At 70.4% G+C, this 22894-nt stretch carries 22 protein-coding genes; 9 read left to right on the top strand and 13 right to left on the bottom strand.

Annotated elements, in window-relative coordinates; all coding sequences use genetic code 11:
* Positions 1 to 45 precede the first annotated feature (45 nt).
* Complete coding sequence (thrS, locus tag GT007_RS02655) at positions 46 to 1980, bottom strand: threonine--tRNA ligase (RefSeq protein ID WP_160119997.1); 1935 nt, start codon at positions 1978 to 1980, stop codon at positions 46 to 48.
* Positions 1981 to 2076: 96 nt separating this feature from the next.
* On the opposite strand from thrS, the gene GT007_RS02650 reads away from it, so the two are divergent.
* Positions 2077 to 2670: an NYN domain-containing protein gene (locus GT007_RS02650; protein ID WP_160119996.1), complete on the top strand. Its 594-nt coding sequence runs from the start codon at positions 2077 to 2079 to the stop codon at positions 2668 to 2670.
* Between the two features lie 143 nt (positions 2671 to 2813).
* Complete coding sequence (locus tag GT007_RS02645; protein WP_160119995.1) at positions 2814 to 3863, top strand: LLM class flavin-dependent oxidoreductase; 1050 nt, start codon at positions 2814 to 2816, stop codon at positions 3861 to 3863.
* 28 nt (positions 3864 to 3891) lie between these two features.
* Here GT007_RS02645 and mbfA read toward each other — a convergent pair whose 3' ends face one another.
* Both mbfA and GT007_RS02635 read right to left on the bottom strand, forming a co-directional pair.
* Positions 3892 to 4848, bottom strand: a complete 957-nt coding sequence (gene mbfA, locus GT007_RS02640; protein ID WP_160119994.1) for an iron exporter MbfA — start codon at positions 4846 to 4848, stop codon at positions 3892 to 3894.
* Between the two features lie 60 nt (positions 4849 to 4908).
* Complete coding sequence (locus tag GT007_RS02635) at positions 4909 to 6165, bottom strand: Hsp70 family protein (protein WP_160119993.1); 1257 nt, start codon at positions 6163 to 6165, stop codon at positions 4909 to 4911.
* 136 nt (positions 6166 to 6301) lie between these two features.
* On the opposite strand from GT007_RS02635, the gene GT007_RS02630 reads away from it, so the two are divergent.
* Positions 6302 to 7270 (top strand): Bug family tripartite tricarboxylate transporter substrate binding protein, encoded by a 969-nt coding sequence (locus tag GT007_RS02630; protein WP_160119992.1) that lies wholly within the window; start codon positions 6302 to 6304, stop codon positions 7268 to 7270.
* Positions 7271 to 7284: 14 nt separating this feature from the next.
* Complete coding sequence (locus tag GT007_RS02625) at positions 7285 to 9000, top strand: N-acyl-D-amino-acid deacylase family protein (RefSeq protein WP_160119991.1); 1716 nt, start codon at positions 7285 to 7287, stop codon at positions 8998 to 9000.
* Between the two features lie 221 nt (positions 9001 to 9221).
* Here GT007_RS02625 and mepA read toward each other — a convergent pair whose 3' ends face one another.
* The 7 genes from mepA to GT007_RS02590 form a co-directional block, all read right to left on the bottom strand.
* Positions 9222 to 10055, bottom strand: a complete 834-nt coding sequence (mepA, locus tag GT007_RS02620) for a penicillin-insensitive murein endopeptidase (protein ID WP_160119990.1) — start codon at positions 10053 to 10055, stop codon at positions 9222 to 9224.
* Positions 10055 to 10729, bottom strand: coding sequence for a transcriptional repressor LexA (lexA, locus tag GT007_RS02615; RefSeq protein WP_457852331.1), 675 nt, complete (start codon positions 10727 to 10729; stop codon positions 10055 to 10057). Before lexA ends, mepA begins: the two co-directional genes overlap by 1 nt.
* A gap of 115 nt (positions 10730 to 10844) precedes the next feature.
* Positions 10845 to 12041 carry a molybdopterin molybdotransferase MoeA gene (locus GT007_RS02610; protein ID WP_160119988.1) on the bottom strand — a complete coding sequence of 399 codons (1197 nt, stop codon included), beginning with the start codon at positions 12039 to 12041 and terminating at the stop codon, positions 10845 to 10847.
* On the bottom strand, positions 12038 to 12511 hold the full coding sequence (gene moaC, locus GT007_RS02605) for a cyclic pyranopterin monophosphate synthase MoaC (RefSeq protein WP_160119987.1): 474 nt from the start codon (positions 12509 to 12511) through the stop codon (positions 12038 to 12040). The genes GT007_RS02610 and moaC overlap by 4 nt, the downstream gene beginning before the upstream one ends.
* Before the next feature lie 9 nt (positions 12512 to 12520).
* Complete coding sequence (gene trpC, locus GT007_RS02600; RefSeq protein ID WP_160119986.1) at positions 12521 to 13351, bottom strand: indole-3-glycerol phosphate synthase TrpC; 831 nt, start codon at positions 13349 to 13351, stop codon at positions 12521 to 12523.
* On the bottom strand, positions 13348 to 14361 hold the full coding sequence (gene trpD, locus GT007_RS02595) for an anthranilate phosphoribosyltransferase (RefSeq protein ID WP_160119985.1): 1014 nt from the start codon (positions 14359 to 14361) through the stop codon (positions 13348 to 13350). Before trpD ends, trpC begins: the two co-directional genes overlap by 4 nt.
* The gene (locus tag GT007_RS02590) at positions 14358 to 14945 is read right to left on the bottom strand and encodes an anthranilate synthase component II (RefSeq protein WP_160119984.1); all 588 of its coding nucleotides are present in this window, start codon (positions 14943 to 14945) and stop codon (positions 14358 to 14360) included. The genes trpD and GT007_RS02590 overlap by 4 nt, the downstream gene beginning before the upstream one ends.
* 205 nt (positions 14946 to 15150) lie before the next feature.
* Between GT007_RS02590 and GT007_RS02585 the strand changes: the two genes are divergently transcribed.
* The 4 genes from GT007_RS02585 to GT007_RS02570 are packed head-to-tail and all read left to right on the top strand — an operon-like array spanning position 15151 to position 17930.
* A complete protein-coding gene (locus tag GT007_RS02585) occupies positions 15151 to 15816 on the top strand; it encodes an OmpW/AlkL family protein (protein ID WP_236571451.1) in 666 nt (221 codons plus the stop codon).
* A 60-nt stretch (positions 15817 to 15876) separates the two neighbouring features.
* Positions 15877 to 16836 (top strand): Bug family tripartite tricarboxylate transporter substrate binding protein, encoded by a 960-nt coding sequence (locus GT007_RS02580; protein ID WP_160119982.1) that lies wholly within the window; start codon positions 15877 to 15879, stop codon positions 16834 to 16836.
* 4 nt (positions 16837 to 16840) lie between these two features.
* Complete coding sequence (locus tag GT007_RS02575; RefSeq protein WP_160119981.1) at positions 16841 to 17602, top strand: creatininase family protein; 762 nt, start codon at positions 16841 to 16843, stop codon at positions 17600 to 17602.
* Positions 17603 to 17633: 31 nt separating this feature from the next.
* On the top strand, positions 17634 to 17930 hold the full coding sequence (locus GT007_RS02570) for a hypothetical protein (protein WP_160119980.1): 297 nt from the start codon (positions 17634 to 17636) through the stop codon (positions 17928 to 17930).
* Here GT007_RS02570 and GT007_RS02565 read toward each other — a convergent pair.
* From GT007_RS02565 to GT007_RS02555, 3 genes are read right to left on the bottom strand one after another with little or no spacing between them, the layout of a single operon-like run.
* Positions 17927 to 18847, bottom strand: coding sequence for an alpha/beta hydrolase (locus GT007_RS02565; protein WP_160119979.1), 921 nt, complete (start codon positions 18845 to 18847; stop codon positions 17927 to 17929). The two genes, GT007_RS02570 and GT007_RS02565, sit on opposite strands and share 4 nt — an antisense overlap.
* The gene (locus GT007_RS02560) at positions 18844 to 20469 is read right to left on the bottom strand and encodes a flavin-containing monooxygenase (protein ID WP_160119978.1); all 1626 of its coding nucleotides are present in this window, start codon (positions 20467 to 20469) and stop codon (positions 18844 to 18846) included. The genes GT007_RS02565 and GT007_RS02560 overlap by 4 nt, the downstream gene beginning before the upstream one ends.
* A 16-nt stretch (positions 20470 to 20485) precedes the next feature.
* Complete coding sequence (locus GT007_RS02555) at positions 20486 to 21715, bottom strand: ABC transporter substrate-binding protein (RefSeq protein WP_160119977.1); 1230 nt, start codon at positions 21713 to 21715, stop codon at positions 20486 to 20488.
* 165 nt (positions 21716 to 21880) lie between these two features.
* Between GT007_RS02555 and GT007_RS02550 the strand changes: the two genes are divergently transcribed.
* On the top strand, positions 21881 to 22777 hold the full coding sequence (locus GT007_RS02550; RefSeq protein ID WP_160119976.1) for a LysR family transcriptional regulator: 897 nt from the start codon (positions 21881 to 21883) through the stop codon (positions 22775 to 22777).
* Positions 22778 to 22894 lie beyond the last annotated feature (117 nt).

Genomic DNA, 22894 nt, shown 5'->3' with positions numbered 1-22894 from the left:
GACGGAAAGCGGGGAAAGGGGGCGGAAAACCCGCCCCCACCGGGGTTAACGCGCCAGATCGGGCGGGGTCGCTTCCGCCGCCAGCCTCGCGATCGCTTCCTCCAGCGGCAGCGTCTCCTGCTCGCGGCCCGGCAGGCGGCGCAGCACGATGGTGCGCTCCTCCGCCTCTCGCCGGCCCGCCACCGCCAGGATGGGGATGCGCGCGTCGATATGATCCACCACCTTGCGGTTGATCTTCTCGTTGCGCGTATCGGCCTCGGCCCGCAGCCCGTGCTTGCGCATCAGCTCCGCCACCTCCGCCGCATAGGGGGAGGCATCGTCGACGATGCTGGCCACCGCCACCTGGCGCGGGGCCAGCCACAGCGGGAAACGGCCGGCATATTGCTCGATCAGGATGCCGATGAAGCGCTCGAAGCTGCCCAGGATGGCGCGGTGCAGCATCACCGGGCGGCGGCGGGTGCCGTCCTCGGCGGTGTATTCGGCGTCCAGCCGCTGCGGCAGCACGAAATCCACCTGCAGCGTGCCGCACTGCCAGTCGCGGCCGATGGCGTCCCGCAGCACGAATTCCAGCTTCGGGCCATAGAAGGCGCCCTCGCCGGGGTTCAGTTCGAACTCGACACCCGCCTCGGCGCAGGCTTCCTTCAGCGCGCCCTCGGCCCGGTCCCAGGTGGCGTCGTCGCCCGCGCGGGTCTCCGGCCGGTCGCTGAACTTCACCCGGAATTCGGGGAAGCCCAGATCGGCGTAGATGCTGCTCAGCAGGGCCACGAACTTCACCGTCTCGGGGCCGATCTGGTCTTCCTCGCAGAAAATATGCGCGTCGTCCTGCGTGAAGGCGCGCACGCGCATGATGCCGTGCAGCGCGCCCGAGGGCTCATACCGGTGGCAGGCGCCGAACTCGGCCATGCGCAGCGGCAGTTCGCGATAGCTGCGGATACCCTGGTTGAAGATCTGCACATGGCAGGGGCAGTTCATCGGCTTCAGCGCGCTGACGCGCTCGGCCTCCGCCTTGTCCTCGACCGAGGCGATGAACATGTTCTGCCGGAACTTCTCCCAGTGGCCCGAGGCCTCCCACAGCCGGCGGTCCACCAGCTGGGGCGTGCGCACCTCCTGATAGCCCGAGGCATCGAGGCGCCGGCGCATGTAGTCTTCCAGCGTGCGGTACAGCTTCCAGCCCGACGGGTGCCAGAAGACGTTGCCGACCGCTTCCTCCTGCATGTGGAACAGGTGCATCTCGCGGCCGATCTTGCGATGGTCGCGCTTCTCCGCCTCCTCCAGCTGGTGCAGGTAGGCGTCCAGCTCCTTCTGGTCGCGCCACGCCGTGCCGTAGATGCGGCTGAGCATCGGGTTGCGGTGGTCGCCGCGCCAATAGGCGCCCGCCACCTTCATCAGCTTGAAGGCGGAGCCGATGCTGCCCGTGCCCGGCATGTGCGGGCCACGGCAGAGGTCGGTCCATTCGCCCTGCGAATACAGCGAGATTTCCTGGTCTTCCGGCAGGTCGCGGATCAGCTCGACCTTGAAGCGCTCGCCTTTCGCCTCGAACAGCGCGATGGCCTCCTCGCGGCTGACGACCTGGCGCTTGAACGGGGCGTTGCGCGCGATGATCTCGCGCATCTTGGCCTCGATGGCGGGGAAGTCCTCGGGCTTGAAGGGCTCGTTGCGGGCGAAGTCGTAGTAGAAGCCGTTCTCGATCGACGGGCCGATCGTCACCTGCGTGCCGGGGAACAGCTCCTGCACCGCCTCGGCCAGCACATGGGCCGTGTCGTGGCGGATGAAGTCCAGCGCCTCGGGGTCGCGGCGGGTGATGAAGCGCAGGGCGGCGTCGGCCGCGATCTCCTCCGACAGGTCCTTCTGCTTGCCGTCCACCACCATGGCGAGCGCGGCCTTGGCCAGGCCCGGCCCGATGGAGGCCGCCACGGTAGTGCCCGTCACCGGCGCGTCGAAATGGCGCACGGAACCGTCGGGCAGGGTAATGGCGGGCATGAGGCTCCTCACAGGGGCATGGGATGGAATCAAAACGGCCCGGACCATGCTCGGCAGGGCTTGCAGGGTCAAGGGTTAGGGTGCAACTGCCAGCGCATGACAGCCCCCCAAAGCACGGAGCAGCCGCTCCGCGCGGCCCTGCTCCTCGATTTCGACAATGTGGTGTCCGGCCTGGTGCAGGGGGCGGGGGTGGAGGTCGCCCTGCGCTTCGCCAGCGAGCCGGAGTCCTGGCTGCCCTGGCTGAGCGCCGGCACGGCGCGCCGCTGGCTGGTGCGGCGCTGCTACATGAACCCCGCCGGCTATATCGAGGAAGGCAGCTACCGCCACTTCTACAGCCGCTTCCGCCCCGCCCTGATGGGCGCCGGGTTCGAGGTGCAGGACTGCCCGCGCCTGACCCGCTTCAAGAATGCGGCTGACCTGCGCATCGTGATCGACGCGATGGATCTGCTGACGGCGCCGGTGTTCTACGACGAATTCACCCTGCTGTCCTCGGATTCGGATTTCGTGCCGCTGCTGCTGCGCCTGCGCGCGGCGGACCGGCGCACCCGTCTGCTGGCGCACCCCGCCGTGGGGCGGGCCGTGCGCGGCGCCACGGATGCCGTGGTGGGGCTGGATGAACTGGCCCACACGCTGGGCTGGCAGGGGCGCGAGGGCTTCAACGCCGGGGAAGACGAACCCGCCGAGGCCTGACCCGGCCATGCCCAGGCAGCACGGCCAGCCAAGCACCATACGGCATACCGGCTAGGCCCCTTTCGCGCCTGCCTGCCCTGGCCGTCTGTCCTACACTTCGTCCCTTGTCTGATCGCGCTGTCGCAGCAAAGCCCGGGGGCCGCATGGAATTCGCTCTGTTCAACCTGATGTCGCTCAACCATGCGGAGGAGACGCCGGGCCATGTCTTCGCCCTGACCAGCGCCGCCGTGCCGCTGGCCGAAAAGCTCGGCTTCGATGGCGCCTGGTTCGCGGAGCACCACTTCACCTCCGCCTCCGTCTGCGCCTCTCCGTTGATGATGGTGGCCCATGCGGCGGCGCTGACGAAGCGCATCAAGCTCGGCCCCGCCGTGCTGGTCACGCCGCTGCACAACCCCATCCGCATGGTGCAGGAAGTGGGCATGGCCATCGAGCTGACCCAGGGCCGCTTCTGGCTGGGCATCGGCACCGGGCACCAGCCGCATGAATTCACCAGCTACGGCGTCGATCTGGCCGCCCGCACCGAGATCATGAGCGAGCAGTGGGACATTCTGGAGCAGGGCCTGACCACCGGCCGCATCCAGCTGGACGGCAAGCATTTCCAGGTGCCGGACAGCCCCATCTGCATCCATGGCCACCCGATGCCGCCCATCTTCATCCCCGGCACCGACCCCGCGCTGCTGGCGCGCGCCGCCCGCACGGGCAATGCCACCGCCTTCGTCAGCCAGGGCTTCCGCCGCGCGGAGGACACGCTGGCGCTGAAGGCGAAATCCGAGGCGCCGTGGCGCGCCGGCGGCTTCACCGGCAAGGACATGCCGCTCGGCCTGCAGCGCTATGTCTTCGTCACCGATGACGCCGCCGAGCAGCGCCGCGCCGCCGAAGGGCTGCTGCGCCTGGCCCGCACCACCCTGTCCCTGCGCGACCCGGTGCCGCCGCGCGACGGCGTGCTGATGCGCTCCGTGCCCTTCGAGGGCGAGCCCAGCATCGACTGGCTGCTGGAACACGCGCCCATCGGCTCCGCCGAGAAGGTGGCGCGCATCCTGGCCAACGACATTGCCGTGCTGCGCCCCAGCCATTTCAGCATCTATTCGGGCTTCACCGGGATGGAGCAGGGCAAGGTCCTGGCCGGCATCGAACGCTTCGGGCGCGATGTGCTGCCGCGGCTGCGGCAGGAAGGGGCGGCACTGGCGGCGTGATCCGGGGAGGGGGCGGTGCCCCCTCGTTCTACGCGCTCCCGATCAGCACCCCCACCGCGAAGACCAGCACGCCGCCCAGCACCACCTGCAGCAGCGTCGGCAGCAGGGGCGTGTGCATGTACTTGTTCCTGATCCAGGCGATGGCGATCAGTTCCAGCACCACCACCAGCGCGGCCAGGATGGTGGCCGCGGTGAAGCTGGGCAGCAGATAGGGCAGGGCATGGCCCAACCCGCCCACGGTCGTCATCAGCCCACACACGCCGCCGCGCATCCAGGGGCTGCCACGCCCGGTCAGGGAGCCGTCATCCGACAGCGCCTCGGCGAAGCCCATGCTGATGCCCGCACCCAGCGCGGCGGCGATGCCGACCAGGAAGGTCTCCCACGAGGAATGCGTGGCGAAGGCCGCGGCGAACAGCGGCGCGAGGGTGGAGACGGAGCCGTCCATCAACCCCGCCAGCCCTGGCTGGACATAGCGCAGCACGAACAGGCGGCGCAGGGTCTCGTGTTCCTCCTGCTGCACCTCATGCGGCAGCAGCTCCGCCTCCAGATGCTCCACATGGGCCTCATGGCGGCCTTCCTCGGCGGCCAGATCCCCCAGCAGCTGGCGGGTGCTGGCATCGGAACTGCGGGTCGCGGCCTCCAGATAGAAGCGGCGGGTCTCGGCCTCCATGATGGCGGCGCGCTCACGCGCGTCGTCCGGGGCGATGCGGCCGGCGGTGCGGATGGGTTCGCGGTGCACGAAGCCCTTGATGTCGCCCCGGCGCAGCAGCGGGATGTGGTCCCCGAAGCGGGTGCGGTACAGGTCGAGCAGGCGGTGGCGGTGGCCGTCCTCTTCCACCGCCATGGCGTCGAACAGCTTGGCGCTGGCCGGGTGGTCCTCGCGCAGCACCTCACTGAGGTCGCGATAGAAGCGGGCGTCGTCCTCTTCGAGGGAGACGGCCAGCGCCAGCACCTCACGTTCGCTCAATTCGGAGAAATTCAGCATGGGGGCCTCCTGCGCCGGGGCACAGGATGACGCATCGGGCGAACGGCCGGAAGAGTATTCCTACCCGTTTTTCCCAATTAATGCAAGGCCTTCTGCAACTGAGACGAATTCGCCACCAGCGACCACGCGCCCTTCCCCGAAGCGGTCGGTGAAGATCCGCCGCACCGCCGGCACCAGGGAGGTACCGCCGGTCAGGAACACCCGGTCCACGGCGCGGGCGTCCATGCCGGCATCGGTCAGGGCTGCGTCCACCGCGCCCGCGATGCGGTTCAGCTCGGGGGCGATCCAGGCCTCGAAATCCGTGCGGCGGATGGGGGCGTCCACCACGAAGCCGGCATGGCTGAATTCCAGCCGCGCTTCCTCCGCCCTGGACAGCGCGGCCTTCACGCCCGAGACGGCGCGGTACAGCGCATAGCCCACCTCATCCTCGATCAGCCGCATCAGATGCGCGAGCTTCTCGGGCTGCTCTGCGGTGCGCATCACGTCCGCGATCTCGCGCATCGTGCGCGGCGCCCGCATCAGGGAGAGCAGGTGCCAGCGGGCGAAGCTGGCATACCAGTTGGGCGGCACCGGCAGCGGGTTGCCCATGACGCGATAGCTGTCGCCCTTGCCCAGCAGCGGCGAGACCACATGGTCGATGATGCGGAAGTCGAAGGCATCGCCCGCGATGCCCACGCCCGAATGGCCCAGCGCCGTCACCCGGCGCGGCGGGCCGGGCTCGAACCGCAGCAGGGAGAAGTCGCTGGTGCCGCCGCCGAAATCGGCGACCAGCACATTGGCGGGCGCATCCAGCGTGCTGGCGAAGCGATGCCCGGCGGCGGCGGGTTCCAGCGCCACCCGCACGTCATGCAGCCCCGCCTGGCCCAGCCCCGCGCGCAGCCGTGCCTCGCCCAGCGCGTCATCGGCGGCATCGCCCACGAAGCGCACCGGGCGGCCCACCACCACGCGCGCGCCCGCCACATCATCCTGGAAGGGCTTCAGCAATTCGGAGATGAACAGCCCCACCAGCCCCTCCAGCCCCCAGGGGCGGCCGAAGATGCGGGTCTCGGTGAAGCTTTTCTGCGCCAGATAGCTCTTGATCGACATGATCAGCCGGCTGTCGAGCGGGTCCTCGACATAGGCCTCGATGGCGGCGGGGCCGGCGGCGTGCTGCACGCGCCCCGTCTCACCCATCCAGAAGCACAGCACGGTGCGGAACACCTCGGCGGTGTCGTGTTTCAGCACGCGCACGCCGCCATCGGGCATGATGGCGGTGACGACGCTGTTGGTGGTGCCGAAATCGATACCGATGACGGGCGCGTTGGGGAGCGTGTTCATGAGGGGGCGCCTTGAACAGCGGCACGGGCCGCTTGGCAAGCCCCACCGCGTGAAACAGGCTTGCGGTGGCGGGCGGCCCCGCCCACTCTGCCGCGGGGAAACGCGGCGCATGGCACCTGAGGCAAGGGGTGTCATCATGCTGCATGTGCATCGGCGGATGCTGCCGGGCCTGTTGGCCACGGGGCTGGCCGCGCCCGCCTTGGCGCAGCCCTGGCCTTCGCGGCCCGTGACCATCGTGATGCCGGTGGCCCCCGGCGGGCCCGGCGACGCGCTGGGCCGGCCGCTGGCGAATTTCATGGCGCGGGAGCTGGGGCAGCCCGTGGTGGTCGACGCGCGCCCCGGCGCGGGCGGCACCATCGGCATGCAATACGCCGCCCGCAGCGCGCCGGACGGCCACACGCTGGTGATCGCCAGCAACAGCACCTATGCCATCGCGCCGCACCTGTACCCCATGCCCTATGACAATGAGGCGGCCTTCGCGCCCGTGGCGCTGTTGGTCGCCGCCCCCAGCTTCCTGTGCGTGCACCGGGATGTGCCGGCGCGCGGCGTGGCCGATCTGGTGGCGTTGGCCCGCGCCCGGCCCGGCCAGCTGAGCTTCGCCACCGCCGGCATCGGCTTCACCAGCCATCTGGCGACCGAGCTGTTCATGGCCCGCACCGGCACCGAATTGCTGCATGTGCCCTATCGCGGCGGCGCCCCGGCCACCCAGGGCCTGCTGGCCGGGGAGGTGACGATGAACTTCATGGAGGCAGCGCTGGTGCGCTCCGTGGTGCAGACCGGGATGATCCGGCCGCTGGCCATCACCTCGGCCGAGCGCTCCCCCTTGCTGCCCGATGTGCCCACCATGCGGGAGGCCGGCATCGAGGGTTTCGTCACCGCCACATACTGGGCCATGATGGCCCCGGCCGGTGTGCCGCAGCCCATCCTGGACCGGGTCCAGACCCTGGCGCTGCAGCACATGAACCGGCCGGAAACGACGGAGGCCGCGCGCCAGGCCGGCTTCGTCCCCATCGCGGGGGACGCGGCCAGCTTCGCGCGGCACAAGGCGGCGGACACGGCCCTGTGGGGCGAGGTGATCCGCGGCCGCAACATCCGTTTGGGTTGAGGGAGCGAACAAGAATGCATGACACCGTGATCAGGGGCGGCACCATCGTGGATGGCACCGGCGCTCCCGCCTTCGTGGGCGATGTGGCCATCGACCATGGCATCATCACCGCGGTCGGCGGCAAGGCCGGCCCCGCCCGGCGCGACGTGAACGCCGCGGGGCGTCTCGTCACCCCGGGCTGGGTGGATGTCCACACCCATTACGATGGCCAGGCGACCTGGGATTCCCAGCTCGCCCCTTCCTCCTGGCACGGGGCCACGACCATCCTGATGGGCAATTGCGGCGTGGGCTTCGCGCCCGTCCGCCCCGCCCACCACCAGGCGCTGATCGACCTGATGGAAGGCGTCGAGGACATCCCCGGCATCGCCCTGGCCGAGGGGCTGAAATGGGATTGGCAGAGCTTCCCCGAATATCTCGACGCGCTGGAGCGCCTGCCGCGCACCATCGATGTCGGCACCCAGGTGGCGCACCACCCCTTGCGCGTCTTCGTGATGGGCGACCGCGCGATCCAGCGCGAGATGGCCACCGCCGAGGATGTGGCCGAGATGGCGCGCCTGACCGAGGAAGCCATCCGCGCCGGCGCCTTCGGCTTCACCACCTCCCGCACCGACCAGCACAAGACGCTGGCGGGCGAACTGGTGCCCGGCCGCTATGCCGAGCATGAGGAGCTGATCGCGATCGGCGATGCGCTGGGCCGGGCCGGGCGCGGCACCTTCGGCATGCTGAGCGACTTCGATGACGAGGCCGCCGAATTCGGCTGGCTGAACACCATCCTGGAGCGCAACAAGCTGCCGCTGTGGTTCCTGCTGACCGACCGCTCCTATGACCCGCAGCGCTGGCGGCGGCTGATGGACGGCGTGCGCGATGCCCGCGCGCGCGGCCTGCCGATGTCCGCCCAGGTGGCGGGGCGGCCGGTGGGGCTGATCCTGGGGCTGACCACCTCGCTGAACCCGTTCGCCCTGCGGGAAGGCTTCGCCGCCCTGGCCGGGCTCTCCCCCGCCGAGCAGTTGGCCCGCCTGCGCGACCCCGCCGTGAAGCGCGAGATCCTGAACCAGGAGGCATCCCCTCGCCTGGTGGACGTGCTGCCGCCGCTGTCGCGCCAGATCGCGACCCGTTGGGACCGCATGTATGTCCTCGGCGACCCGCCGAACTACGAGCCGCCGCCGGAGCGCAGCATCGCCGCCATGGCCGCCGTCGCGGGCCAGACGCCGGAGGAATTTTGCTACGACTACCTGACCGGCGGCGATGGCGGGCGCATGCTGTATTTCCCGGTCACCAACTACGTCCATGGCGACCTGGACGTGGTGCATGAGATGGTGACGGACCCGCACACGGTGCTTGGCCTGTCCGATGGGGGGGCGCATTGCGGGGTGATCTGCGATGCCTCCCTCAACAGCTTCATGCTGACCCACTGGGTGCGCGACCGCCCCCGCGACCGGCTGCCGCTGGAATTCGCCATCAAGCGCCAGACCAGCGAGACGGCGGATTTCTTCGGCTTCCATGACCGGGGCCGCCTGGCGCCGGGCAAGAAGGCGGATATCAACGTGATCGACTTCGAGGGCCTGCGCCTGCACCACCCCTATATGGTCTATGACTTGCCGGCCGGCGGGCGCCGGCTGATCCAGAAGGTGGATGGCTACGACATGACCATGGTCTCGGGCACGCCCGTGTTCGAAAAGGGCGAGGCCACCGGCGCCATGCCGGGCAAGCTGGTGCGGGCGGGACGGTAAGGCTGGGGGCTTCGCCCCCTGGCCCCCACCAGAGGGCTCTGCCCTCTGGACACCCGCCAAAGGCCGGGAGGCCTTTGGAAACCGGGAGTTATTGAAAAGCCAGAGAGGGGACGCTGTCCCCTCTCTGGCTTTTCAACTTCTGGGGTCCAGGGGCCTTTCGGCTCCTGGCGGGGATGCAAGGGGTAGCGCCCCTTGCCGGGGCCTGGGGCGGCGCCCCAGCCTCACCGCCCGCCGAACACCCCCGCGCACAGGGCCGGCATCCGGGGCGGCGGCCCTGGGGCGCGCGGTGCGGGGCGGCGGGCGTCTTCGCTCAGCCACCAGGCCAGGCTGGCGTCGCAGCCGTCGCCGGCGGGCACGGGGGGCTGGTCGCGGCAGTCGGCCTGGCCGGCCGGGCAGCGCAGGCGGATGTGCATGTGGCTGTCATGGCCGCGCCAGGGGCGCACGCGGCGCAGCCAGTCCGCGCCCGGGAACATCTGGCACAGGCTGCGCTTGATGCCGTGGTTCACGAAGATGCGGTCCACCCCCGGCTGGCTGGCGGCCAGGCGGATCAGCGCCGCATGGGCCGGGGTGAAGCGGGCGGGGTCCACCGCGGTTTCGTCCGGCAGCACCAGGGAGGGCACGTCGATGGCCTCGCGCGCCGCGGGCAGGGACGGGGGCTTGGGGTTCAGGTCCAGCCAGATGTCCACATCCAGGCCGATCTGGTGGCTGGCGTGGCCATAGGGCATGGGGCCGCCGCGCGGCTGGCCCATGTCGCCGATCCACAGCGCCGGGAAGCCCTGGCGCTGGGCCTGTCCCGCGAAATTCTGCAGGAAGCGCACCAGCTCCGGGCTGCCCCAGTGCCGATTGCGGGAGATGCGGACGGCCTGCCAGCCGGGCCCATCGGGCGGCAGGGCCACGGCGCCGGCGATGCAGCCGAGCCCCGTGCCGCCGATGATGTGCGTCGCTCCGGGGGTGGGTGCGCTGAACTGCCCCCAGGCCTGGCCCGAATAGGGCGGCGGAGTTTGCGCCAGCGCCGGGGTGGCGACCAGCGCCAGCAGCATCGCCAGCGCCCGCATCAATGATACTGCCGCAGCAGCCCCACCAGCTTGCCCTGCACCTGCACCCGGTCCGGGCCGAAGATGCGGGTTTCGTAGGATTTGTTGGCCGGTTCCAGCGCGACGGAGCCGCCCTTGCGCCACAGCCGCTTCAGCGTGACCTCGTTCTGGTCCACCAGCGCCACCACGATCGCGCCGTTCTCGGCCACGTCGTCGCGGCGGATGATCACGGTGTCGCCGTCCAGGATGCCGGCCTCGATCATCGAATCGCCCGAGACTTCCAGCGCGTAGTGCTCGCCGCCGCCCAGCATGGCGGCGGGTACATCCACCATGTTGCCGGTGTCGCGCATCGCCTCGATGGGAATGCCGGCGGCGATGCGGCCGAACAGCGGCAGCGGGATCACATCCTGGCTGGGGGCGGGGGTGGGGCGGAAGGGCACCACATTGGTGGGGGCGGCGGGGGGCGCCGCTTCCTTCGCGGCGGGGGCGGCGCCACGGCGCGGGCCCAGATCCTCGGGCATGCGCACCACTTCCAGCGCGCGGGCGCGGTGGGCGCGGCGGACCAGGAAGCCCCGTTCCTCCAGCGCCGTGATCAGGCGGTGGATGCCGGATTTGGATTTCAGGTCCAGCGCCTCCTTCATTTCCTCGAAGGAAGGCGAGTAGCCGGTCTCGTTGAGGTGCCGGTGGATGTACATCAGCAGCTCATGCTGCTTGCGCGTCAGCATGGACGGGCTTCCTCTCGAACAAACCGGGAATCAGTGCGGATGTTCTAGAAAGGTTCCCGAAGCCGGGTCAAGGGTTTTCCCCAGATTATATCCCTAACTCATCCAAACGGATGATCTCCACTTCCGCGCCCTCCGGCAGGGCGGGGGCGTGGGGGGCGCGGATCACCAGCGCCTCCGCCCGCGCCAGGGTCTTGAGCATGGAGGAATCCTGGCGCTTGAACGCCGTCACCACCCGCCCGTCGGCCGAGAGGGAGGCCCGCATATAATCCTCGCGCCGGTCGTTCTCCGGCAGGGGCGCGCCGAGGATGGCGGTGTGGGTGGGGGTGGCGCCGCCGGGCTGGCCCTGCAGCACGCGCAGCGCCGGCAGCAGGAACACCACGGCGCAGACCAGTGCCGAGACCGGGTTGCCCGGCAGGCCCAGCAGCGGCGTTTCCCCCAGCCGGCCCCAGATCAGCGGCTTGCCGGGGCGCATGGCGATCTTCCAGAAATCCAGCGCGAAGCCCTGGGGGCCGAGCGCCTTCTGCACCAGGTCGTGGTCGCCCACGCTGGCCCCGCCCGTGGTCACCAGCATCTCGCAGCCGCGCGCGTCGGCGGCCAGCGCGATGATCGCGGCCTCGTCATCGGGCGCGATGGGCAGCACCACGGGCTCCCCGCCCGCGGCCCGCACCAGCGCCGCCAGGGCATGGGCGTTGGAGCTGACGATGCCGCCCTCGGGGATCGGCTCGCCGGGCAGGGCGATCTCGTCGCCGGTGGCCAGGATGCCGATGCGCGGGGCGCGGTGCACCGCCAGCCAAGGGTGGTTCGCCGCCGCCGCCAGGCCGATGTCGCGGGCGGTCAGCTTCCGGCCCTGCTCCAGCAGGGTTTCGCCGGCGGTGAAATCGAGGCCGGCGGGGCGGATCCAGCGGCCCTCGGCCACGGTTTCGCGCACCGCCACCTGCTCGCCCATCGCGGCGGCGTCTTCCTGCAACAGGATGGCGTCGGCGCCGGTGGGGATGAAGCCGCCGGTGAAGATGCGCACCGCCTGGCCCGGCCCCACCACGCCGGCATAGGGATGGCCCGCGGGCGCCGAGCCCACCACGGCCAGGATCGCGCCATCGGTCGCATCCGTGGCGCGCACGGCATAGCCATCCATGGCCGAGACGGCGGCGGGCGGCTGGGTCAGCCGTGCCCGCACCGGCCGCGCCAGCACCCGGCCGGCCGCCACGGCCAGCGGCACGGTCTCGGCGGGGGTGGGCGAGAGGGTCGCGAGGATGCGGTCGCGCGCTTCGGAAACCGGGATCATGCGCCCTCGAACCGGCCGGACTTGCCGCCATCCTTCAGCACCAGCCGCACATCCTCGATGCGCATGGAGCGGTCGATGGCCTTGCACATGTCATAGATGGTGAGTGCGGCGACGGTGACGGCGGTCAGCGCCTCCATCTCCACGCCGGTCTTGCCGGTCAGCTTCACCAGCGCCTCGATGGCGATGGCATCGGGCGGTTCCGGGGTGAAATCCACTGTCACCTTGGACAGCATCAGCGGGTGGCAGAGCGGGATGAGGTCCGAGGTGCGCTTGGCCCCCATGATGCCGGCGATGCGGGCCACGCCCAGCACATCGCCCTTGCCCATCTGCCCTTCCAGGATGCGGGCCAGGGTCTCGGGCGCCATCACCACCCGGCCGCGCGCCACGGCCACGCGCGCCGTCTCGTCCTTGGCCGAGACATCCACCATCGCGGCGCGGCCAGCCGCGTCGAAATGGGTGAAGCCGCTCATCAGCCGCCCTCAGCCGCCCAGGAAGGCGCGGGTCGCGGCCTCGATATCGGGCTCGCGCAGCAGGTGTTCGCCCACCAGCAGGCAATGGGCGCCGGCCATGGCCATGCGCTGCACGTCGGCCGCCGTGCGCAGGCCGCTCTCGGCCACCGGGATCTTGTGCGCGGGCACCATGGGGGCCAGGCGCTCGGTGGTGGCGATGTCGGTCTTCAGCGTGCGCAGGTCGCGGTTGTTGATGCCCACCAGCCGCACATCCAGCCCCAGGGCGCGTTCCAACTCGCGCTCGTCATGGGCCTCGACCAGCACGCACAGGTCCAGGCTGCGGGCCAGCTCGGTCAGTTCCTGGGCCTGGGCATCGGACAGCACGGCCATGATCAGCAGGATGCAGTCCGCGCCCATCGCGCGGGCCTCGAACACCTGCCACGGGTCGATCATGAAATCCTTGCGCAGCACCGGCAGGGCGCAGGCGGCGCGGGCGGCCTGCAGGTCGGCCGGGGTGGTGCCGAACCAGGGCTCGTCCGTCAGCACGGACAGGCACGCGGCCCCCGCGCGCTGATAGGCGGCGGCGATCGCGGCCGGGTCGAAATCCGGCCGGATCAGCCCGCCCGAGGGCGATTTGCGCTTGATCTCGGCGATCAACCCGGGGCGGCCCTCGGCCATCGCGTCGCACAGCGCGCCCACGAAATTGCGGGTGGGGCCCGCATTCTTCGCGGCGCGCTCGATGTCGGAGAGGCTCCGCTCGGCGCTGCGCGCCTCCACCTCGCGGTACTTGTCGGAGATGATGCGTGCGAGCGTGTCGGGGAGCTCGGGCGGCAGGTGCAGCTGGGGGGCGGGAAGGTTCATGGGGCCTGGGTCGCGATCTGAAGGCGGTGCAATACAGTGCGGGCGGCCCCGCTATCAATGCTCCGCGCGGCCATGGCGGCCCCGTCGGGCAAGGAGTTGACACGGCCGGCGACGATCAGGGCCGCGGCCGCGTTCAGCAGCACGATGTCCCGATAGGCGCCCGGCGCGCCATCCAGCAGCGCCACCAGGGCGGCCGCATTCTCGGCGGGCTCGCCGCCCTTGATGGCTTCGGGGGGGGCTTCCCGCAGCCCGGCATCGGCGGGGCTGATGCTGAATTCGCGGATTCGTCCCTGGTCCAGCTCCACCACCTGGGTGGGGCCGGACAGCGCGATCTCATCCAGCCCCTGGCCGTGCACCAGCCAAGCGCGCTCGCTGCCCAGCCGGCCCAGCGCCTCGGCCATCGGGCGCAGCCATTCGGCCGAGAAGGCGCCGGTGAGCTGGTATTTCACCCGCGCCGGGCTCGCCATCGGGCCGAGCAGGTTGAAGATGGTGCGGGTGCCCAGTTCCACCCGCGCGCCGCCCGCGTGGCGCAGGGCGGCGTGGTGGCGGGGCGCCATCAGGAACACCATGCCGATATCGGCCAGAATGCCCGGCAGGCGCTCCAGCGGCACGTCCATGTTCAGGCCGAGGGCGGACAGCGCGTCCGCGGCGCCGGATTTGCTGGAAAGCGCGCGGTTGCCATGCTTGGCCACCTTCACGCCTGTCCCCGCCACCACCAGGGAGGTGGCGGTGGAGATGTTCAGGCTGCCGGAGGCATCGCCGCCCGTGCCCACGATGTCGATGGTGCCCGGCGGGGCCTCGACCGGGATCATGCGCGCGCGCATGGCGCGCACGGCGCCGGTCATCTCTGCCACCGTTTCCCCGCGCACGCGCATGGCCATCAGCAGCCCCGCGATCTGCGCGGGCGTCGCCTCGCCGGCCATGATGATGGAGAAGGCGGCCTCGGCCTCCGTCTCCGCCAGCTTCTCGCCCAGCGCCAGCCGGGCGAGAACGGGTTTCAGGCTGTTCATGCGTCCACCTTCGCCCCGGCCATGCGGCAGAAATTGCCCAGCATGGCGTGGCCGTGCTCGGAGGCGATGCTCTCGGGGTGGAACTGCACGCCCCAGATGGGCAGTTCGCGGTGTTCGAGGCCCATGATGAGGCCGTCATCGGTGAAGGCATTGGCCCGCAGGCAGGCGGGCAGGGTGGCGCGGTCGACGATCAGGGAATGGTAGCGCGTGGCGCGGAAGGGGGAGGGGATGCCGGCGAACAGGCCGGTGTTGTCGTGGGTCATCTCCCACAGCTTGCCGTGGACGGGCTCCGGCGCGCGGATCACGTCCCCGCCGAAGGCCTGGCCGATGGCCTGGTGGCCCAGGCACACGCCCATCAACGGCAGTTTCGCCTCGGCGGCGGCCGCGATCAGCGGCAGGCAGATGCCCGCCTCGTTCGGCGTGCAGGGGCCCGGGGAGAGCAGCACCGCGTCGGGCCGCATCGCGAAGACGTCCTGCACGGACAGCGCGTCGTTACGCCAGACCTTCACCTCCGCTCCCAGGTCTCCCAGGAAATGGACGAGGTTGAAGGTGAAGCTGTCGTAATTGTCGATGAGCAGGATCATGGCCCCCGATCCTTGCGGCGGCGCGCGCCCGGGGTCAAGCGCGGGGGGCCGGCGGTGACACTGTGGCAGCTCTGCAACAGGTGCGGGAGACAAATAATTCGTTGATCTGTCTCAAAGCGATAACAAGGCCCTGGGCGTAGCCAAGCCTCAGCCGGACCCGCGCTGCGACAGCGAGGGGGGGCATGAGATGGAGAGGGTTGAGGTCATGTCATATGGTTTGAAGGCCGCGGGCCTGGTTGGAATGGCCGCCGCGGGGATGCTGCTGGCGGGCGGCAGCGCGATGGCGCAGGACGCGCCGCGCGGCAAGCAGGCGGGCGATATCGTGCTGGGCCTGGGTGCCATCGGCGTGGTGCCGACCAACGGCAGCAACCGGGTGGAACTGATCGGCGGCACGGCCCATGCCTCGGCCAGCGCCACGCCGCAGGTGGATATCAGCTACTTCTTCTCGCGGAACATCTCGGTGAACCTGATCGCGGCGACGTCGCGCCATGATCTGCAGGTGCGCAACTCCGCGCTGGGCAACGTGAATCTGGGCCGGGTGTGGGCGCTGCCGCCGACCGTGACCTTCCAGTACCACCCGCTGCCGGCGTCGCGCATCAGCCCCTATGTGGGCGTGGGCGTGAACACCACCTTCTTCTACGGCTACGGCGGCGCCATGACGGCCCCGGTGAACCGCGTGCGGGTGAACACCACGGCGGGCATCGCGCTGAACGCCGGCGTGGACTACGAGATCACGCCGCACTGGCTGGCGAACCTCGACGTGAAGTGGATCAACATGCAGCCGGGCGTTTCGGTGAACAGCGGCCTGATCCACACCCGCGCGAACCTGAACCCGTTCGTGATCGGCGCCTCGGTCCGCTATCGTTTCTGATGGCATAGCCCCGCGCGCATGGCCTAGCCTCCCTCGCAAGAACACGTGAGGGAGGATGCCATGCGCCGGAGTTTCCGGGCCTTGGCCGCGCTGTGCGCCATCGCCATCGTCACACCCGCCGCCGCCGAATTGCCTGATCGCGTGATCCGGCTGATCGTGCCCTATCCGCCCGGCGGCTCCACGGATCTGGTCGCGCGCGTGGTGGCCGAGGCCGCTTCGCCCGCCACGCCGCGCGGCATCGTCATCGAGAACCGGGGCGGGGCCAACGGCAACATCGCGATGGCCGAGGCCGCGCGCTCGACCCCCGACGGCACCACGCTGGTCGCCTGCGCCTTCGGGCCCTGCGGCGCGAATCCGGCGCTCTACGCCAATCCCGGCTACAATCTGATGGCGGATTTCGCGCCCGTGATCCTCACGGCCTCCGTGCGGAACGTGCTGGCCGTGCGCCGTGACCTGCCGGTGGAGGATTTCCGTGGCCTGGTGGGGCTCGCCGTCCGCCAGCCCCTGACCCAGGCCAGTTCAGGCAGCGGTTCCTCCAACCACCTGGCCCCGCAGTTGATCGCGCAGCGGCTGGGCATGCAGCTGATCCATGTGCCCTATCGCGGCTCCGGCCCCGCGCTGACGGATATCGTGGCGGGGCGGGTGGACATGTTCATGGACAACCTGCCCTCCATTCTGCCGCATATCCGCAGCGGGGCGATCCGCGCCCTGGTCGTGGCCAGCGACAGCCGCGCGCCGGAGCTGCCAGACGTGCCCTCCCTGCCGGAGGCCGGGGTGCAGGGCATGGCGGTGGAAAGCTGGTTCGGCATCTTGGCCCCGGCCCGCACCCCCGCCTCCGTGCTCGATTCGCTGAACGCGGCCTTCGCCCAGGCCCTGCGCGGGGAGGCCCTGCGCCAGCGCCTGCGGGAGCTGGGGGCGACGCCCATGGGCGGCAGCCGGGAGGCGATGCGCCTGCACATGGCCGCCGAGCTGGAGCGCTGGTCGGGGGTGGTGCGCCAGGCGGGTCTGCGCGCAGAATAGGGGCATGACCGAAACCGCCTGGATGCGCCTGACGGCGCCCGAACTGCGTGAGGCCGCGCTGGCCGACGCGCTCGTCATCCTGCCCGTGGCCTCGCTGGAACAGCATGGGCCGCACCTCGCCACCGGCACCGACATGATATTGGGTGAGGCCGTGGCCCAGGCCACCGCCGCGAAGCTGGCCGCCGCCGGCCAACGGGTGGTGGTGCTGCCTGTGGTCTGGCACGGGCTGGCCGAGCACCATATGGCCTTCGGCGGCACCATCACGCTGGACCAGCCGACCTTCCTGGCGGTGCTGAAGGGCATCGCCCGCGCCGTGGCCCGCCATGGCTTCAAGCGGCTGATGCTGCTGAACGCCCATGGCGGCAACACCGATGCCATCGCGGTCGCCGTGACCGAGATCGGCGTCGAGACCGGCATGAAGGTCGCGGGCGGCACCTACTGGTACATCGCGCCCGAGGTGTTCGCCCCGATCCTGGAGGACCAGCCCGGCCTGATGCACGCCTGCGAGGCCGAGACCAGCATGATGCTGCACCTGACCACCGGCACCATGCGGGCGGAACAACTGCCCAACGCCCATGGCCCGCACACCACCCGCCCGCCGGCGCAGCCCAAGGGGCTGGTGATGCAGCGCAGCTTCCGCGCGGTCAGCGAGAGCGGCGTGATCGGCGACGCCCGCCGCGCCAGCGCGGAAAAGGGCGGGAAGCTGCTGGAGGCGATCTCCACCCGCCTGGCCGAGGTGCTGGGCGACCGTTCCATCTGGTCTTGAATTCGGCACGGCGCGAGGCGACATCACATCCATGAACGACCGGCCGCCGCTTCTCGACATGACGCCGCAGGGGGATTTCCGCGATCCGCCGCCCCCTTCGCGCGCCGACCGCATCGCGTCCGTCGTGTTGCGGGCGGCGCTGGGGGTGGTGGTGCTGGCGGGGCTGCTGGCGCTGGCGTCGCTCGCCATCGTGGCGCTCAGCGTGATCCTGCCGATCCTGTTCGGGGCGGCGGCGGTGGCGGGCGTCATCCTGTGGTGGCGGCTGCGCCAGGCGCGGCGCAACGGCCAGGATGTGCGGATCATGGTGTTCCGGGGTCGGGGCTTCTAATCCCCCCAATGCTGCCGCAGCGCGGCCGCCGCCTGCCGCAGCACCAGCGCCGAGGCGGGGATGAATTTCCCCATCGTCAGGCAGGCATGCATCTGGTCCGAGACATGCAGATGGCTGACGGGCACGCCCTCGGCCTCCAGCCGCCTGGCATAGGCGATGCCCTCATCGGCCAGCGGGTCATGCCCCGCCGTCATCACGAAGGCGGGCGGCAGGCCCGAGAGGCTCTCCGCCCGCGCGGGTGAGGCACGCCAATCCGCCCGCATCGCCGGTTGCGGCGCGTAGTGGGCGATGAACCAGCGCATGGTCGCGGCGGTCAGCGGATAGCCCTCGGTGAAGCGGGCATAGGCGGGGCTTTCCTCCGCCATGTCGGTCACCGGGTACAGCAGCATCTGGAAGCCCGGCATGGGCAGCGCGCCCTGTCGCGCCAGCAGGCACAGCACCGTGGCCAGATTGCCGCCCGCGCTGTCCCCGCCCACCGCGATGCGGGTGGGGTCGATGCCCAGCGCCTCCGCCTGCTCCGTCACGAAGCGCAGGGCGGCGGCGCAATCCTCCACGGCGGCGGGGAAGGGGTGTTCCGGCGCCAGCCGGTAATCCACCGCCACCACCACCGCATCCAGCAGCAACGCGAGTTCGCGGCAAAGCTGGTCATGGCTGTCGAGATCCCCGATCACCCAGCCGCCGCCATGCAGATACAGCAGGCAGGGCCTGACCCCCGCCGCCGCGCGGTACAGCCGCAGCGGCACCGGCCCCGCGATGTCCCGCCATTCCGGCACCGGGGGCGGCTCCGGCTGCAGCACGGGCCGGGAGGCGGCGGAGGCCGCCCGCGCGGCCTCCGGCGAGAGGCTTTCCAGCGGTGGCCTGCCCGATTCCCTGATCAGTTCCAGAACGCGCCGGGCGCCGGCATCCAGCGCCGTCATTCCGCCGCCGCCGCGCTGCTGGCACCCGACAGGGCGAAGCCGCGATAGCCCTCGGCCGCCACCTCCTCGCAGATCTGCCGGTATGTCCCCACCCCCCCGATATAGGGCATGAAGACCTGCGGCTTGCCCGGGATGTTCACGCCCATGTACCAGCTGTTGGCCTGCGGATAGAGCGTGCGGTGCGCCACCTCATTGGCGTGGCGCACCCAGTCTTCCTGGGCTTGCTCCGTCGCCTCGATACGCGTCAGCCCCTGGCGGCGCAGATACGCCATGGCATCCGTGATCCATTCCACATGCTGCTCGATGGACACGATCATGTTGCTGAGCACCGAGGGGCTGCCCGGCCCGGTCACGGTGAACAGGTTGGGAAAGCCCGCGACCATCAGCCCCAGATAGGTGACGGGCCCGGCCTCCCACGCCTCGGCCAGGGTGCGGCCGCCGCTGCCCCGGATATCCATGGCCAGCAGCGTGCCGGTCATGGCGTCGAAGCCCGTGGCGAAGACGATGCTGTCCAGCTCGTATTCCGCCTTGGCGGTGCGCAGGCCGGTGGGGGTGATCGCCTCGATCCCGCCCTCGCGCAGGTTCACCAGCGTCACGTTGTCCCGGTTGAAGGTCTGGTAATAGCCGGTGTCCACGCAGATGCGCTTGGTGCCGATCGGGTGGTTGTCGGGGCACAGCAGCTCCGCCACCGCCGGGTCATGCACCAGGGAGCGGATCTTGCGGCGGACGAATTCCGCGGCCGTCTCATTGGCCGCCCGGTCGGTGATCAGGTCGCTGAACGCCGCCATGAAGGACGTGCTGCCGAGCTGCCAGCGTTCCTCATACACTCGGTCGCGCTCGGCCTTCTCCAGCTCCAGCGCCGAGGCCTGGTTGATGGGATAGTCGATGCCGGTGCGCATCTGCCGGGCCTGCTGGCGGCGCTCGGCGTAGCGGTCCTTCCAGCTGCGCTCATACGCCTCGTCGATCGGGCGGTTGTGCGCGGGGATGCTGAAATTGGGCGTGCGCTGGAACACGAACAGATGCTCCGCCTGTTCCGCGATCACGGGGATGGCCTGGATGGCGGAGGAACCGGTGCCCACCACGCCCACGCGCTGGCCGGTGAAATCCACCCCCCCATGCGGCCATTGGCCGGTGTGGTAGGTCTTGCCCCGGAAGCTCTCCAGCCCCGGGAATTCCGGCAGCCGCGTGCTGGACAGGCAGCCGGTGGCCATCACGCAGAAACGGCCGGTGAAGGTGCCGCCCTGTTCGGTGCGCACCGTCCAGCGGTCGCGCCCCGCGTCGAATTCCGCGCCGCTGACCCGGGTGTTGAACCGGATGTCGCGGCGCAGGTCGAAGCGGTCGGCCACATGGTTGGCATAGCGCAGGATCTCGGGCTGGGTGGCGAAGCGTTCGGACCAGCGCCATTCCTGCTGCAACTCCTCGTCGAAGGAGTAGGAGTACTGCATGCTCTCCACATCGCAGCGCGCGCCGGGGTAGCGGTTCCAGTACCAGGTGCCGCCCACCCCGTCGGCCGCCTCCAGCGCCACGGCGGACATGCCCTGGCCGCGCAGCCGGTGCAGCAGATAGAGCCCGGCGAACCCCGCGCCCACGATCACGACATCGAAGTGTTCGGCATCCTGCATGGTCATCTCCCTTCGTTCAGCCGGTCACCAGCGGGCAGCCGCCTTCCGCCATCGGGCGGAAGCCCTGCTCGGCGGGGGTGGTGCGCACCAGTTTCATCAGGTCCCACGGGCCGGTGGATTCGGCGGGGCGCTTCACCTCGAACAGATGCACGTCGTGCAGCTTGCGCCCGTCGGGGCGGATGCGCCCGGGGCCGAACACGTCGTCATCGGTGGGCATGCGCTTCATCAGCTCCACCATCTCCCGCCCCGAGGCCTTGGCGCGGGCCGGGCCCACCTCCGCCACCGCCTTCAGGTAGTGCAGGGCCGCGGAATAGGCGCCGGCCTGGCACTGGTTGGGGTAATTCTCGGGCGTGCGCGGCAGCACGCGGCGGGTGAAGGCGCGGGTGCGGTCGTTCAGGTCCCAGTAGAAGCATTCGGTCAGCAGGAAGCCCTGCGCCGTCTGCAAGCCCAGGGAATGGATGTCGTTCACGAAGCTGATGATGCCCAGCAGCTTCTGCCCGCGCCGGGTGATGCCGAACTCGTTCGCCTGCTTCACGCAGTTGATCAGGTCCGCGCCGGCGTTCAGGAACGCCACCACCTTCGCCCGGCTCGCCTGGGCCTGCAGCAGGAAGGCCGAGAAATCGGAGGTGCCGGGGAAGGGATAGCGCACCCGCCCCGCGACCCGCCCGCCGCCTTCCTCGATGAAGCGGGCCAGGTCGCGCTCCATCTGGTGGCCGAATGCCATGTCGGCGGTGATGAAGAAGAAGCTGTCGCCCCCCGCCTGCACCGTCGCCACGCCGGAGGACCGAGCGGCCATGTAGGTGTCATAGGTCCAGTGGATGGTGTTGGGGCTGCAGGCCGCGCCCGTCAGCTCCGTGCTGGCGGCGCCGGTGTTGAGGTGGACGCGGTCCTTCTCCCGCACCAGCCCGTTCAGGGCCAGCGCGATGGAGGAGTTGTTCACCTCCAGCACCACATCCACGCCGCCGCGGTCGAACCATTCGCGCGCGATGGCCACCCCGGTATCGGCGCGTTGCAGATGGTCGGCCTGCACCACCTCCACCGCGATGCCGCGTTCCAGCAGGCCGGAATCGGCCACCGCCTGGCGCACGCAGGCCACATTGGTGGGGCCCGACAGATGGCGGTAGGGGCCCGAGAAATCCCCCAGCACGCCCAGGCGGATGACTGGTTGCTGCGCGCGGGCGGAGCCCAGGGGGGCTGCGGCGGCGCCAGCGGCCGCCAGCATGTGCCGGCGTTGGATCGTCTGCATCGTTTCTCTCTCCCGGTGCGGTCCCATTCAGGCGGGCCGCTTGTTCTTGTCAGGGCGGTGTTCCGCCTCAGGCCGTTTGCATGCAAGCGGCTGGGGGGCGTGCTTGTCCAATACGGGTTTCGGCGTATTCTGCCGAAAACCATATAAAACCGGGGAAACGGACGGATGAGTTTGGATATCCGCCTGGTCCATGATTTCGCGGTCGTCGCCGAGGAGCTCTCCTTCACCCGGGCCGCCCAGCGGCTGTCGGTGGCGCAGCCATGGCTGTCCACCCGCATCCGCCAGCTGGAGGCCCAGCTGGGCGTGCCGCTGCTGCTGCGCAGCACCCGCCGGGTGGAGCTGACGGAGGAAGGCCTGGCCATGCTGGCCGCCGCCCGCCCGCTGATCGAGGCCGCGCGCGCGGTGGAGGAGCAGGCCCTGGCCCTGCGCGGCGGCACCGCCCGGCTGCGCCTGGGCACGCTGCCCTATGGCTCGCACATCCCCGAACAGCTTTCCCTGGTCGAGGAATTCCGCCGCCGCTGGCCGCGCATCAGCCTGGAGCTGGATATCGGCTGGACCCAGGTGCTGCTGGAACGCCTGCGCCAGGGCGCCATCGAGCTGGCCTTCGTGGTGGGTGTCTCCCCACCCCCGGGGCTGGAGGCGCTGGCCCTGGGCGAGACCACCCAGGACCTGCTGCTGCACCCGACGGACCCGCTGGCGAATGAGGCCGCGATCACCCCCGCCATGCTGGCCGGGCGGCAGGTGGCGGCCTTCACGCGCGGGCTGAACCCCGAACTGCACCAGCGCCTGTTCGGCCCCATGGCCGCGGCCGGCGCACGGCTGGTGGATGTGCCCGACATCCTGGATTTCCGCCGCATGCGGGAGATGTGCGGCATCGACCAGATCATCGCCCTGTTCGGCTGGACCACCGCCGACGCCGCCCGGCAAATGGGCCGCGTGGCCCGCCCCATGCCGCTGGAGGACGGGCCCGTGCGCTTCTATCTGGTCCGGCGGCGGGAGGTGCCGCGCCAGGCCGCCGCCCATTGCTGGGAGCTGGCGCTGAGCGGCGCGCTAGTGTCCTGATTCCGAAATCCCTCGGATTTCGTTCTCAGGCCACTAGCCTGTGTTTTCAGTGGCCTGCTGATCCGCGCCGTCCGCGGGAGATCCCGCGAACTTCGCGGGCAGGACACTAGAGCGGTT

It is taken from the genome of Rhodovarius lipocyclicus, from assembly GCF_009900765.1.
GTDB lineage: Bacteria > Pseudomonadota > Alphaproteobacteria > Acetobacterales > Acetobacteraceae > Rhodovarius > Rhodovarius lipocyclicus.
This window is presented reverse-complemented; position numbering and strand designations above follow the sequence as displayed.